This is a genomic window from Nonomuraea sp. NPDC050383 (assembly GCF_044459125.1).
Classification (GTDB): Bacteria; Actinomycetota; Actinomycetes; order Streptosporangiales; family Streptosporangiaceae; genus Nonomuraea.
Genome location: NZ_JBITIP010000003.1, coordinates 194,909 through 208,957 on the forward strand (window position 1 = coordinate 194,909; position 14,049 = coordinate 208,957).

Annotated in this window: 14 protein-coding genes; 10 read left to right on the forward strand and 4 right to left on the reverse strand. The window is 73.1% G+C overall.

The window, feature by feature from the left end:
* Nucleotides 1–19: 19 nt before the first annotated feature.
* From ACIBG4_RS09175 to ACIBG4_RS09220, 10 genes are all read left to right on the forward strand, one after another.
* Nucleotides 20–1,504 (forward strand): APC family permease, encoded by a 1,485-nt coding sequence (locus ACIBG4_RS09175; protein ID WP_397201383.1) that lies wholly within the window; start codon nt 20–22, stop codon nt 1,502–1,504.
* 20 nt (nt 1,505–1,524) lie between these two features.
* Nucleotides 1,525–2,130 carry a GNAT family N-acetyltransferase gene (locus tag ACIBG4_RS09180; protein ID WP_397201384.1) on the forward strand — a complete coding sequence of 202 codons (606 nt, stop codon included), beginning with the start codon at nt 1,525–1,527 and terminating at the stop codon, nt 2,128–2,130.
* A gap of 115 nt (nt 2,131–2,245) precedes the next feature.
* Nucleotides 2,246–3,139, forward strand: coding sequence for an ACT domain-containing protein (locus tag ACIBG4_RS09185; RefSeq protein ID WP_397201385.1), 894 nt, complete (start codon nt 2,246–2,248; stop codon nt 3,137–3,139).
* 135 nt (nt 3,140–3,274) lie between these two features.
* Complete coding sequence (locus ACIBG4_RS09190; RefSeq protein WP_397201386.1) at nt 3,275–4,366, forward strand: lytic polysaccharide monooxygenase; 1,092 nt, start codon at nt 3,275–3,277, stop codon at nt 4,364–4,366.
* The gene (locus tag ACIBG4_RS09195) at nt 4,351–4,926 is read left to right on the forward strand and encodes a hypothetical protein (RefSeq protein WP_310708125.1); all 576 of its coding nucleotides are present in this window, start codon (nt 4,351–4,353) and stop codon (nt 4,924–4,926) included. The genes ACIBG4_RS09190 and ACIBG4_RS09195 overlap by 16 nt, the downstream gene beginning before the upstream one ends.
* Before the next feature lie 426 nt (nt 4,927–5,352).
* The gene (locus ACIBG4_RS09200; RefSeq protein ID WP_397201387.1) at nt 5,353–5,928 is read left to right on the forward strand and encodes a hemerythrin domain-containing protein; all 576 of its coding nucleotides are present in this window, start codon (nt 5,353–5,355) and stop codon (nt 5,926–5,928) included.
* Nucleotides 5,925–6,395, forward strand: coding sequence for a hypothetical protein (locus ACIBG4_RS09205; RefSeq protein WP_397201388.1), 471 nt, complete (start codon nt 5,925–5,927; stop codon nt 6,393–6,395). The genes ACIBG4_RS09200 and ACIBG4_RS09205 overlap by 4 nt, the downstream gene beginning before the upstream one ends.
* Before the next feature lie 102 nt (nt 6,396–6,497).
* On the forward strand, nt 6,498–7,181 hold the full coding sequence (locus ACIBG4_RS09210; RefSeq protein WP_397201389.1) for a sensor domain-containing protein: 684 nt from the start codon (nt 6,498–6,500) through the stop codon (nt 7,179–7,181).
* Between the two features lie 198 nt (nt 7,182–7,379).
* Nucleotides 7,380–8,270 (forward strand): helix-turn-helix transcriptional regulator, encoded by an 891-nt coding sequence (locus tag ACIBG4_RS09215; RefSeq protein WP_397201390.1) that lies wholly within the window; start codon nt 7,380–7,382, stop codon nt 8,268–8,270.
* Between the two features lie 115 nt (nt 8,271–8,385).
* On the forward strand, nt 8,386–9,495 hold the full coding sequence (locus ACIBG4_RS09220) for a class I SAM-dependent methyltransferase (protein WP_397201391.1): 1,110 nt from the start codon (nt 8,386–8,388) through the stop codon (nt 9,493–9,495).
* 75 nt (nt 9,496–9,570) lie between these two features.
* On the opposite strand, the gene ACIBG4_RS09225 is transcribed toward ACIBG4_RS09220, so the two are convergent.
* The 4 genes from ACIBG4_RS09225 to ACIBG4_RS09240 form a co-directional block, all read right to left on the reverse strand.
* Nucleotides 9,571–10,389 (reverse strand): DUF1206 domain-containing protein, encoded by an 819-nt coding sequence (locus ACIBG4_RS09225; RefSeq protein ID WP_397201392.1) that lies wholly within the window; start codon nt 10,387–10,389, stop codon nt 9,571–9,573.
* A gap of 84 nt (nt 10,390–10,473) precedes the next feature.
* Nucleotides 10,474–11,706: a hypothetical protein gene (locus ACIBG4_RS09230; RefSeq protein WP_397201393.1), complete on the reverse strand. Its 1,233-nt coding sequence runs from the start codon at nt 11,704–11,706 to the stop codon at nt 10,474–10,476.
* Nucleotides 11,703–12,212: a SigE family RNA polymerase sigma factor gene (locus ACIBG4_RS09235; RefSeq protein ID WP_310708116.1), complete on the reverse strand. Its 510-nt coding sequence runs from the start codon at nt 12,210–12,212 to the stop codon at nt 11,703–11,705. Before ACIBG4_RS09235 ends, ACIBG4_RS09230 begins: the two co-directional genes overlap by 4 nt.
* 138 nt (nt 12,213–12,350) lie before the next feature.
* Nucleotides 12,351–13,868, reverse strand: a complete 1,518-nt coding sequence (locus ACIBG4_RS09240) for a M28 family peptidase (protein ID WP_397201394.1) — start codon at nt 13,866–13,868, stop codon at nt 12,351–12,353.
* Nucleotides 13,869–14,049: the final 181 nt, after the last annotated feature.

The following is a 14,049-nucleotide window of genomic DNA, read 5'->3' on the forward strand; positions in this document are numbered from 1 at the left end:
CCCCCCAGAGAGGTATCGGATGCCCGTCGCCCCCTCGACCACCCGCCCGGACCCCATCGCCGGCGCCCTGGCCGCCGACCGGCTCGGCGCCCCGTCCGTCGTGTACTTCGTGCTGTCGGCCGCCGCTCCGCTGACCGTGGTCGCCGGCGTGGTCACCACCGCCTACGCCGTCACCGGCATCACCGGCCTGCCCGTCGCCTTCCTCGCCGTGGGCGCCGTGCTCGCCGTCTTCGCCGTCGGGTACGTCGCCATGGCCCGGCACATGGCCAACGCCGGAGCCTTCTACACCTACATCAGCCGGGGCCTCGGCCGTCCGGCCGGCATCGCCGCGGCCTGGGTCGCGCTGATCGCGTACAACGCGCTCCAGGTGGGCCTGTACGGGGCGTTCGGCGCGGCGGCCACCCCCCTCGTCGAGCGGTGGACGGGCGTCTCACCGCCCTGGTGGGTGCTGTCGCTGGTGGCGTGGGCGCTGGTCGCGGTCCTCGGGGTGATGCGGATCGACATCAACGGCCGGCTGCTCGCCGTCCTGCTCACCGCCGAGATCGCGGTGATCCTGCTGTTCGACGTGGCCGACCTCGCCGGGCCGGCCCCGGCCGGGCTCTCGCTGGAGACCCTGTCGCCGGGCGCGCTGTTCGTGCCCGGGGTGGGCGCGCTGCTGATCACGGCCACGCTGGGCTTCGTCGGGTTCGAGTCGGCCGTGGTCTTCTCCGAGGAGAGCCGCGATCCCCGCCGGACGGTGCCGACCGCCACGTACACCTCGGTCGCCGTCATCGCCGGCATCTACGCCCTGTCCGCCTGGGCGATGACGGTCGCCACCGGCCCTTCGGCCATCGTCGCGGTCGCCCGCCGCGACGGCGCGGAGACGATCTTCACCATCGCCGCGACACACCTCGGCGCCACCGTGGTGGACCTCGCCCGGGTGCTCTTCGTCACCAGCCTGTTCGCGGCGATGATCTCCTTCCACAACACCACGGCCCGTTACTTCTTCGCCCTCGGCCGCGAGCGCGTGCTGCCCGCCGTGTTCGGCCGCACCCGGCCGCGCACCGGGGCGCCCAAGGCCGGCTCGATCGCGCAGAGCACGCTGGGCTTCCTCGTGATCGTCGGGTACGCGGCACTGGGCCTGGACCCGCTGGTCCAGCTCTTCTTCTACGGCGGCTCCTTCGGCGGCTTCGGGGTGCTCCTCCTGGTCTTCGCCACCTCCGTCGCCGTCATCGCCTTCTTCTCCCGGCAGCCGAGCGGCGAGGACGTCTGGCGCCGGCTGGTCGCGCCCGTCCCGGCCGCCGCGGCGCTGGCCGTCATGGTGTACCTGGCGGTCACCAACTTCTCGACGGTCCTCGGCGTGCCGGACGGCGACCCGCTGGCCTGGATCCTGCCCGGCGTGTACGCGGGCGCGGCCGTGGTGGGCCTGCTGTGGGCCCTGGTGCTGCGCAGCGGACAGCCGGCCGTCTACTCCCGGGTCGGGCTGGGAGCCAAGGCCGCGACCCTCCACGACATCGCCCGCTGATCCGCGAGGAGACCCCTGCCATGCCCGCACGACCCTGGTCCCGCGTCATCCGCCGCGCCGGCGCCGCCGACGTGCCGCGCGTCGCGGAGCTGATCGCGACGGCGTTCGCCCCTCTCGACGCCGTGGCGTACCTCGTGCCCGAGCCCGCCGGCCGGCACGAGATCATGACCGCCGACTTCCTGATCCTCGTCGAGCACGCCGCCCGGCACGGCCGGATCGACGTGATCGACGACGCGCCGGCCGCCGCCGTCTGGTTCCCGCGCACGGGCCCGGTGCCCGAGCCGCCCGGGTACGAGCGCCGGCTGGCGGAGGCCACCGGGCCGTGGCTGCCCCGGTTCCGGCTGCTGGACTCGCTGTTCGACAAGCACCACCCGGACGAGCCGCACCACCACCTGGCGTTCCTGGCGGTCCATCCGTCACGGCAGGGCCAGGGGCTCGGCACCGCCCTGCTGCGCCACCACCACGCCGAGCTCGGCGGGCTGCCCGCGTACCTGGAGGCGAGCAGCCCGCGCAGCCGCGCCCTCTACCTGCGGCACGGGTACCGGCCACGCGAGCCGTTCGCGCTGCCGGACGGCTCGACGTTCTGGCCGATGTGGCGCCCCGGCGACCCGCCGGCGGCGGCCTGACGGACGCGCGGGGAACGCGAGCCGTCACACGGGGGACACCTCGTGCGCCCGGTTTAATGCCGCCGCAATGCCACGGATCGTGGCCGCGTAACAGCCGGTGGTGAGACTGGCGGCCATGAGCGATGCACCGAAGGCGATCCACCCGCGTCCCGAACCCGGCCGCCGGCACCACGCGCGCTCCTGGCGGCGGGAGGCCGTCGAGGTCGCCGTGCTGTTCCTGGCGGTCGGCCTGGCCCACCTGCTCGCCACGCTCCTGGGGCACACCGACCCTGGGCCGGTCGTGCTGGTCGGGCTCGGCGCCGCGCTGGTCCTCGGCTCGGCCATCCACAGAAGACTCCACGGCGGCCCGCCCTCCGGAGGCGGGCGCCCGGGGACCGGCGGAAGGGGCGGAGGGCGGCCCGGCGGCGGAGGGCGGCCTGTCACACCGCCTCCGGGCGGCGCCGGGACGACCATGACGCTGTGGCGGGTCCGGATGCGCGTGGTCGAGCGGCCCGGCCGCCTCGCGGAGGTCGCGGGCGCGTTCGGCCGCCTGGGCTGCAACATCCTTTCCCTGCACATCGCCCCCACGGGCAGCAGCGCCATCACGCCGGCGGGCTGCGACGCCCTGGACGAGTTCGTCGTCGAGGCGCCCACGGGCCTGGAGCCGGACGCCGTGCGGGCCGCGCTGTCGGGGGCCGGCGGCCTGGACGTGCTGGTCGTGCCCGCCCAGGTCAAGGACCTGACCGACCCGGGCATCCAGGGCCTGCTGCTGGCCCGCCGCGTCCACGACGACCCCGAGCAGCTCCCCCAGGCGATGGGCGAGCTGCTGCGCGCGCCCGACGTCGAGTGGCGCCGTCCGGGTGAGACCGTGGACGAGGACGGCGAGCTGAACAGCACGATGGTGATCTCCGTCCACCCGGAGCGCGCCCTGCTGCTGCGGCGTCCCGGCCTGCCGTTCACGCCGACGGAGGCGGCCCGCGCCGCCGCGCTGGCCGCCGCCGCCCGCGACGCCCGCTACAGCCGCGCATGAGGCGCCGAGCCGGCTGAAAGTTTCATCGCGCGTTGCCGGGCTCCGGGCGCCGTGTTTCAATGCCTGCACACGGGTGCTGCCGGGCGGGGCGGGTCGTGGACGGATTCCCCTTTCGCTCGAACAAGGGACTCCTCCATGAGACCGATCCGGTCGGCGGCCCTGGTGGCCGCGATGGCCGTGGCCCTGGTGACGAGCCTGCTGGTGGCGTTGTCGCCGCAGCAGGCACAGGCCCACGGCGTCACGATGTTCCCCGGCGCGCGCACGTTCCTGTGCTGGCAGGACGGCCTGCGCGACAACGGGCAGATCATCCCCTACAACCCGGCCTGCGCGGCGGCGGTCGCGCAGAGCGGCTCGACCCCGCTCTACAACTGGTTCGCGGTGCTGCGCTCCGACGGCGCCGGCCGCACGACGGGGTTCATCCCCGACGGCCAGCTCTGCAGCGGCGGCACGGGCGGCCCGTACGACTTCACCGCCTACAACGCGGTCCGCTCCGACTGGCCCGTCACCCACCTGACCTCGGGCGCGACCATCCAGATCCGGCACAGCAACTGGGCGGCGCACCCCGGCTCGTTCGTCTACTACATCACCAAGAACGGCTGGAACCCCGACGGACCGCTCAAGTGGTCCGACTTGGAGTCGTTCGGCAGCGCCGCCAACCCGCCGCAGTCCGGCGGGACGGGCGCGCTCAACTACTACTACTGGAACGTCCAGCTCCCGTCGGGCAAGAGCGGCCGGCACATCCTGTACATCCACTGGATCCGCTCCGACAGCCAGGAGAACTTCTACAGCTGCTCCGACGTGGTCTTCGACGGCGGCAACGGCGAGGTCACCGGCGTCGGCCCGAACGGCCAGTCGCCCGGCACGACCCCGACCGTCACCCCCACGGCCACCCCGACCGTGACCCCGACCTCCTCCGGAAGTTGCTCCGCCACCTGGCGCACCATCGCCACGCCGGGCTGGGCGGGCCACTTCCAGGGCGAGGTGACCGTGCGCAACCCGGGCTCCACGCCGCTGAACGGCTGGACGGTCCGGTGGGCGTACAGCGGAGGCCAGGGCTTCGACGGATCACCGTGGAACGGCGTGCTCTCCTCGCAGCCGCCCAACGTGACGGTCAAGAACGCGCCCCACAACGCGCAGCTCGCGGCGAACGCCAGCACCACGTTCGGGTTCAACGCGACCGGCACCGCCCCCGACCCGGCTCCCGCGCTGACGTGCACGAGCCCCTAGGCGACGACCGGCCCGGGGCGGGGACCGTGACCCTGTCCCGGCGGAAGGGGGTCGTGGCGGCGATCGCCGCGGCCCTCCTCCTGCTGGCCGGGGTGGCCGTGGTTCTGGGCGTGCAGCAGGCTGACCGGCACGACCTGGAGCGGCGGCTCGCTGCCCGGGTGACGGCCCTGCTCGAACAGGCGACACCCGCCGAGCACCACGAGCACGGCCACGACTTCGGTGAGAACGCCGGTCGGGTGGTGTGCGCGGTGGAGCCGTTCGGCTTCGACCCGCCGGCCGCCCGGACGGTGGCCGAGGTGCGGTGGGTCTACGCCCGGCACATGTGCGCGATCACCGGTGCGGGCACGAACTGGGCCATGTCGGTCCGCGCCTCGGGCCCGATCGCGGTACGGCTGGGTGACGCGCCATGGGTCAGGGTCCCCGAGCCGGGCCCGGGCTATCCGGACCGGGTCAGGGAGATCATCCCTGAGCGCTGGCACGAGGAGGCGTTCGAGGAGTTCGCGGACGAGGGGGTGATCGACGCGGCGCGCGACCGGTTCGAGCGGGAGACCGCTCGCTGACCACGGGCCGGCTGATCACGGGCTCGCTGACCACGGGCTCGCTGACCACGGGGCGGGTCATGACGTGGAGAACGCGGCCGGCGGAGAGGGGGGAAGTCTCAAGGCCGGCCGCGTCCCTGCCATCCGGGCGGGATGGTGTCATGGAACGGTCACACGGTTCAACGGGACGGCCTCACCTCCTGGCTTCGACGGGAGCGCGGTATGGGCGCCGGGTACGGAGCCGATATGGGAGCGCTCCCAAGCAGGATTGTGGGAGCCGGCGGCCAGATGTCAACGAAAAGCGGCCACGAACGGCGAGACTTCCCGCCCCACCTGGATCTGTCCGTGAAACTTTCACGGAGGTCGGCGAAGCTCCCGGAATGGGTCATGACGCGCGTGACGCGCGCCGCCCGGGGTAGGCGGCGGCGTAGTCGAGAGGAGACCGTCATGCCCGACAGCTCGCGCCGGCCGGAGACGATGGAGGAGACGGACGTCATCGATCTGCTGCTGGCCCAGCACGCCATGATCAGGGACATGTTCGACGAGGTCGAGGCGGCGGGCCCGCAGAAGCGGGGCGAGGCCTTCACCCGCCTGGTGCGCCTCCTCGCCGTGCACGAGACGGCCGAGGAGGAGATCGTCCACCCGTACGCCCGCAAGGTCATCGACGGGGGCGAGGGCGTCGTGGACGAGCGGCTGGCCGAGGAGCGCGAGGCCAAGGAGCTGCTCCAGCAGATGGACAAGGACGGGCCCGACGCCCCCGACTTCCTGGAGAGGCTCGCGGTGCTGCGCGCCGCCGTCACCGCGCACGCCCGCAGCGAGGAGCGCTACGAGTTCGCCAAGCTGCGGGCCGAGACCAGCCCCGCCGAGCGCCGCGCGATGTCCGCCGGGGTCAAGGCCGCCGAGGCGATGGCGCCCACCCATCCGCATCCGGGCGTCGAGTCGGTCACCAAGAACATCCTGGTCGGGACGCCCACCGCGATGATGGACCGCATCCGCGACGTCATCCGGCAGGCGAAGAAATGACCTTCCCGCCCGGTACGCGCGCCCCGGCCCGCGGTGCGGCTCCCGGGGCGAGCGGGGCCGAGACCGGGCCCGTGGTGCTCGGGGCCGGCGCCGTCCCCGACCGGGGCACGGCGGCACTGGCCCGGGCGCACGGGCTGTTCAACGTGGTGGGCGGGCTCTGGCCGCTGCTGCACATGCCGAGCTTCGAGCGGGTCTTCGGCCCGAAGACCGACCGCTGGCTGGTCCGTACGGTGGCCGGGCTGCTGGTCGGCGTCGGCTGGACCCAGCTCCGGGGCGCCTCGACCGTGGCGGGGGCCGAGCAGGCGCGCCGCGTCGGCCGGGCCACGGCTGCCACGCTGCTGGCCGTCGACCTGGTGTACGTGCCGAAGGGCCGCATCTCGCCCACGTACCTGCTGGACGCGGCCGCGGAGGGCTTCTGGCTCCTCGCCTGGCTGCGCCGCCCGCGGCCACGCGTCGATCGGAGGTGAGGCGGGCGCGCCGTCCGAGCGGCGACGGTAGGGCTGTCCCTACCCCGGACCGGCCTGCGGGCGGCATCGTTCCGGGCCGTCCGCGTCCGTAGCGTTCTCCTCATGACGACCCTCCGGCATCGCATCGCCTCCGACACCCGCTACACGCTCCTGGGCCTGCCGACCGCTCTCGCCTCGTTCGCCCTGGTCGTGACCGGTGTCGCGGCCGGGCTGGGTAGCGCGGTCGCCGTGGTCGGCCTGCTCGTGCTCGCCGCCACCGCCCTCCTGGCGCGCAACGTCGCCGACAGCGAGCGCGCCGCCCTCGCCGACGTCCTGCGCCGGCCCGTCACCCGTCCCGTGTACGCCCGGCCGCCGGTGGGGGCCGGGTGGTGGCGGCGGACGCTGAACCCGTTGACGAGCGCCCAGACCTGGATGGACCTGCTGTACGGCATCCTGGCGCTGCCGTTCGCCATCGTCTCCTTTGTCGTCACCACCGTCTGGTGGGCGGTGGCGATCGCCGGTCTGACGTTCCCGCTCTACGGGTGGATCATCGCGGGGATCCCCGGCGTCGACGGCGGGCTGCCGCAGCTGCTCGGCCTGGGCAGCGGCACGACGACGTTCGTGCTGTTCAACACCGCTGTGGGCGCGCTGTTCGCGCTGACGCTCGCGCCCGCGGTGCGGGGGGCCGCGCTGTTCAGGGCGGTGCCCGCGCAGATCCTGCTGGGCCGCCCCGTCGCGGACGGCCCGTACGAGGCGGCCGCGTACGGGCCCTCGCACCCGGCCTTCCGCGCCACCGCCCACCTGTGAAACCGAGCGGCCGCGAACCGGGGCAAGGCAGAACGAAAGGGGCCGGCCGCCACAGAATCCCTCCCGGTCAGCGGCGGCCGGCCCCCTCCCCCCTCCATGTCAAAGCTTGACGGTTACCGCGCTGACCAGGAAGGATGCGGCGTTCCGAGGAACGGTTTTCCCCGGTGAAAGCTCCGCATAGATGCCATAATCCCGGTGATGCAAGCACCGGACGCGAGCCCGAGAGGGCAGCTGGGCGACTTCCTGAGCACGCGGCGATCTCTGATCACCGCGGCGGACGTGGGCCTGCCGGAGACCGGCCACCCGCGACGCGTGCCGGGTCTGCGCCGGGAAGAGGTGGCCCAGCTCGCCGGCATCAGCATCGACTACTACACGCGCCTGGAGCAGGGCCGCGTGCGCACCGCCTCCCGCCCGGTGCTGCACGCCATCGGCCGCGCCCTGCTGCTCAACGACGACCAGCAGCGCCATCTCATCCAGCTCGCGCACCCCGACGACGCCGTCGAGCGGCGCGGCGGCCCGACGGCCCGGGTGAGCCCCCAGGTGGAGCGCCTGCTCGCCAACCTCGCCGACACCCCGGCCCTGGTCATGGGCCGCTACTTCGACATCCTCGCCTGGAACCGGCTGGCCGCCGCGCTGCTCGGCGACCTGGCCGCCATGGAGCCCCGGCACCGCAACTACGTGCGGATGACGTTCCTCGACCCCCACGTCCGGGCGATGCTCGTCGACTGGCGTGAACGCGCCCAGGAGGCCGTGTCCGCGCTGCGGCTGGCGGCGGGGGTGGCCTGCGACGCGCCCCGGCTGCGGGAGCTGGTGGGCGAGCTGTCCCTGCGCGACCAGGACTTCCGCACCTGGTGGACCCAGCACCTGGTGACCACGCGCACCTCGGGGAGCAGCCGGCTGGACCACCCGGTGGCCGGCCGGTTCAGCGTGGACTGGCAGGTCCTCACCTGCGCGGACGACGGCGCCCAGGCGATCGTGCTCATGAGCGCCCCCGCCGGCGGCCCCGACCACGCCGCCATCAGGACGCTCGACGCCTGGGCCGAGCGACAGGGCCTCGCCCACGGCGCCACCTCCCTCCCATCGGCCTGAGAGCCCCGCGCACCACCCGCGGCCGTCGGGGCGCCCTCTTGACCAGCGCGAGGGAATAGCCGCTCACAGACAGGGGCAAATCCCCGGCATTCCGCTCTTTATCAGAGGTGTTGCCATGGTTTCCGCGCGTCGGCTGATCAGCCGGATGATCTACGGTTCCCGCTACGATCGCGTGCCCCTGCCCCAGCGTGCCTACGTCCGTCCCGGCGAACGCCTGGTGCGCGAGGCCCGATGGCAGTGGCGGCTGCGGCGCGCCCCGGTGGTGCCGCTCGCGGACTACGCGGCGGCCATGCCGCTCGGCGACATCGAGGAGTTCGTCACCTGCACGATGTGCGGGGAGTCGCGCCAGCAGCCGCTGTTCGAGCCGGCCAACGGCGACGGATGGAGCTACCACGTGGTCCGCTGCCCCTCGTGCGGCTTCCTCTACCGCAACCCGAACATCCGCCCCGAGCACCTGGGCGACCTGTACGCCACCGGCTACAGCGGCTTCCTGAGCGGCGCGTACGCGGCCAACCGGCAGCGCCGCTACCGGCTGACCATGGACGCGTTCGCCCCGGTGTTCAGCGACGGGCGCGGCCGGCGGCTGCTCGACTTCGGCTGCGGCGCCGGGCTGTTCCTCGAACTGGCCGAGCAGCGCGGCTTCGAGGCGTACGGCGTGGACCTGTCGCCCGACTCGGTGGAGCAGGCGAACGCGCGGCTGACCCGGGCGCGGGCGTACTTCGGTGCGCCGCGGGACGTGCCGGAGGTCGCGGAGGGCGGCTTCGACGTGATCACACTCTGGTCGGTGCTCGCGCACCTGCCGAGGCCGTTGTCGGACTTCACGGAGTTCAGGCGGCTGCTGGCGCCGGGGGGCGTGCTGCTCGTGCTTACGGTCAACGCCCGGTCGCTGCTGCTGAAGACGCACGGCCCGGCGTGGAGCGGCTTCACCAAGAACCATCTGATGTTCTACGCGCCCGAGACGCTGCGGACGCTGCTGAGCCGTACCGGCTTCGGGGGCGTGTCCTACGCGCCGCACTACGGCGACCCGGTCGAGGCGGGCACCGACCGGCTGACGGCGCCGCAGCGGCGGCGGTTGCGGCGCACGATCCTGACCTCCTACGCCGGCAACATGATGCGCGCGCTGGCCTTCGCCGACGAGGAGGCGATCAACCGCTGGGGCGGCGACCGGCGGATCCACCGGCTGACAGGGAGCACGGCGACGCGGCCGGTCCCGGCCGTCGACTGACCGTTTCACCGGGAGAGATCCGCGTACGGCCGGGACCCCCGGCCCGGCCGGGGGTCCCGAACGGCGGACGGCGCGTCAGGTGCGGCGCCAGCGCGACTCGCCGAAGCAGTAGCCCGCGAACAGCAGCAGCCCGACGGCCACCACCATCAGCAGCCACGGCCCCACCGGCGTGTCGGCGAAGGCCCGCAGGGTGGCGTCGATGCCGCCGGCCTTGTCGGGGTCGTAGGTGATGGCCGCCTGCACCACGAAGACGCCTGCGAGGGCGGCGATGGCGCCGCGCGCCAGGTAGCCGGCGGTGCCGAGCCGGTCCATCGCCTTGCGGGCCGTGGGTGACATGCGGCTCTGGTCCAGCTCCTTGCGGAACTTCTTCTTCCATCCCTGGTACATCCAGTAGACGCCGAGCCCGATGATGCCGAGCCCGATCAGCCCCACGATGAACTGCCCGCCCGGCAGGTCGAGCAGCTTGCCGGTCACGTCCTGCGACTTCTTGTCGTCCGACGAGGACCGCCCGGCCAGCAGCAGGGTCAGCAGGGAGCCGACGATCAGCACGTACACGGCGGTGCGGAACGCCGCCTCGACGCGGTCCTTCGCCTTGAGCCCGCCGAACAGCGCCTCCGACGCCTGCCACAGGGCCAGTCCGGCGAAGCCGACGACCATCACCCACAGCAGCACCGCGCCGAACGGCAGGCTCGCGATCGTGGTCATCGCGCCGCCCTTGTCGGCCTGCTTGCCTCCATGGCCGAGGGCGATCTGCACCGCCAGCACTCCGATCAGGGCGTACAGGATGCCGCGGCAGGCCAGGCCGATCCTGGCGAGCCGGTCGAGCATCGGATGGTCGGCCGCCCGCCGCGCCATCGCCTGAGCCTGACGCCCGGCGTTCTCCACAGTGGTCACCGGATCCTCCTCACATCGCCCGAAGACGACCTTCCGAGTGCCCTGGAACGCGGCGTCCAAGCCTGTGGAGAACATGTGGCCAGGTCAGCGGGGTGTGAGAACCCAGCGCCAGGAGCCCGCGCCCTCGCTCTTGCCGGTGGCGGCGAGCTGCGTGGTCCTGTCGCCGTCCACGCTGACGAGCACGAGCCCGTTGTCGAACTCGTCGTCGCACTTCCCGGCGCAGCCCAGCGCGATCACGTTGTCGTCATCGGCCCAGGCGAGAAGCTGGAGCACCTTCTGCCGGCCGGCGACCTGTCCCGTTCGCGCGTCCGTGATCTCCGTGGGCAGCCCGGACTGCCGGGGACCGATGACCAGCTTGCCGTTGGGGGACAGGGCGGTGCGGCCGGTGTAGGGGATGTACCGGTCGGCGGGCGGGTCGTGGCGCTCGCCGTCCGGGGTGTAGAAGAGGCGGTCCGGCATGGTGTCGGTGGGTGCCCAGACCAGGGAGCCGTCCACGCTCCAGCCCATGTCCTGCCGGGAGTTGCCGTTCCCCGGGGCGGTGCCCTCCCCCTTCGGGGGCGAGGTGAACGCCGGCAGCTCGTGATACTCCTTCTCGCCCGTGGTCACATCGACGACGTAGTAGCCCGTACGGGTGCCGATCTTCGTGTTGGCGTCGTACGTGATCATGTTGTTCTTCATGGGCGGCTGCTCGTCGGGATAGCCGGAGTACGTCGTGACGAGCAGCCTGGTGCCGTCCGGCGACCAGACGACCGAGCCGGCGTCGTGGTCCAGGGCGATGACCGAGCGGACCTCGCGCGTCGCCATGTCCACGATCGCGATCCGCCTGCCCAGCAGGTCGCCCTGGATCGCGGCGGCGGTCTGGAGCCCCGGGGCGACGTCCACCCAGGCCCAGTCGGTCTTCTCGTAGCCGTCGTTCCTCGGGTCGTACAGCCACCACGTCCGCCTGAAGCGCTCCAGCTTCTCGGACACCTTCTCCGTGGCGGTGGTCCAGTAGGCGGAGACCGCGACGTTACCGGCCGCGATGAGCGTGCGCGGCGGCCGGCCCTCGGTGTACGTCCGCACGTCCGTGGGCGCGGGCGACGGCCGGGCGGGGAGCGTGACGCCCGTCGCCGGCCGTACCGTGGCCTGCCGGTGGTCCACGCCCAGCCCGGACACGGTGACGGCGACGGCGACCGCCAGCCCCGCGGCCAGGATGCCCACGCCGGCCGGGAGTACCCATCGCCGGCGCCGGCCTCCGAGCGCCCGGTCGGCCAGGTCGTGCGGCACCCGGGCCTCGCCGGCCCAGTCCTCCAGGGTGTCGCGCAGCAGTCGGGTCATCGGACGGCCTCCAGTTCCTCGGCGAGCTCGGGGGCGATCTCGCGCAGCCGGGCGAGGGATCGGTGGGCGGTGCTGCGGACCGTGCCGACGGAGCAGCCGAGCTCCCGGGCGACCTGGTGGTCGGGCAGGTCCTCGAAGTAGCGGAGCACGAGCACGGTGCGTTGCCGCGCGGTCAGCCGGGCCAGCGCGCCGCGCAGCACCATGCGCAGCTCGCTCTGGTGGGTGCGGTCCTCGCCGGGCAGCTCGGGCGGCACGGCCTGGACGACCTCGCCGCGGCGGGCCGTCGTGCGCCACCAGCTGATGTGCTGGCGGTACATGATCTGCCTGACGTACGCCTCGGGCGCCTCGACCCGCCGCCACCGGGACGCCAGCTTCGCCAGCGCGCTCTGCACCAGGTCCTCGGCCGCGTACTGGTCACCGCCGGTGATCAGGTAGCCGAGGCGCATGAGCGCGGGCGAGCGGGCGGAAACGAACTCGCGGAAACCTCGCTCGTCTGCGGGGTCCACGGTCACCTCCAAGAGATGTGGATGTCACCCTCTCAGACGCCACGTCCCCCGCCCCGCTATGCGTGGGACCCCTCGCTTGCACGCGAAGGGCGGCCGCCCTCCCGGCGACCGCCCTCCGGCCCATCGTGGGGAGGCCCGCTATCGGTTCGTGGTGCGCGCAGCGAGGCGGGACGCCCCCGCGGTGTCGCCGCGCTCCGGGATCGAGCTCAGGTTGAAGGCGTACCTGATGGTCGAGTCGGCGATCGCGTCGGCGTTGACGTCGAGCGCGGTCGCGTCGATGTTGGCCGTGCTGTCGCACGCCTGGTGGTAGCAGGCGTCGTAGGCGACCCCGGCCGTGCCGCCGAACACGGCGGCCTCCTCGGCCGTCTTGATGTCCTCGGCCCCCGTGAAGATCCCGCCGGACGGGATACCCGCCGCGATGAACGGCCCGTAGTCGGAGCGGCCGTCGAAGTCGGTGCCCACGTGACCGAGGCTCCGGGCGTCGTAGAAGGCTTCGAGCTGCTGCTCGATCTGCGCCGAGCCGGGCGGGCCCGCCGGCGAGCCCTCGGCGTCGGAGTCGTCGCCGTCGTACAGCTTGTAGGCGTAGTTGGGCGAGGCGACCATGTCGAAGTTCAGGTACAGCCGGATCCGGTCGCGCTGCTCGTCCGTCAGTCCCTCCACGTACTGCTCGGAGCCGAGCAGGCCGATCTCCTCGGCCGCCCAGAACCCGAAGCGCACCTTGTTGCGGACCGGGTAGTGGGCCATCCGCAGGGCGGTCTCCAGGATGGCCGCGCTGCCGGAGCCGTTGTCGTTGATGCCCGGCCCGGCCGTCACGCTGTCGAGGTGGGCGCCGGCCATGACGACGTTCCGCGGGTCGCCGAGGCGCGTCTCCGCGATCACGTTGTGGTCGGTGCCGAGCTTGAGCGTGGCGTCCACCTTGAGGTGGACGGTCGCGCCGGGAGCGGCGGCCAGCGCCTGGCCGACCGCGAAGTCGGCGAAGACCATGGGCACGCCGGCCCGCCACTCGCCGATGTCCAGCGGGAACGCGTCGGTGCGGCCCGGCTGGCCCTCGTTGAAGACGATGATGCCGGACGCCCCGGCGGACCCGGCATTGCGGATCTTGGTGGCGAACGCGCATGTGCCGCGCTGGATGAGCGCGATCCGGCCGGCCACGAACCCGTCGAAGTCGGAGGTCTCGCAGCCGCTGGTGGAGGTGGGCGCGGGCGTCGGCGGCAGCGTCAGGTCCACCCCCTGGACCTGCGCGGTGACCTCACCGGCGGGTGACGGCTGGAAGGTGAAGAAGTCCTCGTCCGGGGTGTACGTCTGCGGGTCGGGAGCGGTCAGCTCCAGGGTCGGCGGGCCGTTCTGGGTCCAGCTCTCGACGAAGTGGACGGGGTCGAGCGTGACCCGGTAGCCGGCCTTGCGCAGCTTGCCCGCCACGTAGTCGCGGGAGGCGGCGTAGCCGGGCGTGCCCGCGGCCCGGGTGCCGCCGTTGGCGTCGGCGATGGCCTGGAGCGCGTCCAGGTGCTTGCGCACGTTCGCCCCCGTGACCTGCCTGGTCAGCAGTCCGGCGAAGGAGTCGTCCAGCCCCTTGGCCTGCGCCGGGCCGGTCGCGACCACGGGCAGGGCGAGGGCCGCGACGACGGCGGTGACTCTTTTGATGATGGATACGCGCATATGGCTCCCCCACAGCGAGATGAATGACCGGATTCACGAACGAGGTAGGGCCGTAACCGGCCGTCCCGTGTGGCTTCCGGCTCGTTCGCCGACATGAGCGCGCCCATCGCGGGCAGGGACCCGATGTCCGCCGCCCGCCGGCCCGCGGCCAGGGGTGGTCCATCCGATCGCAGGAGGAGCC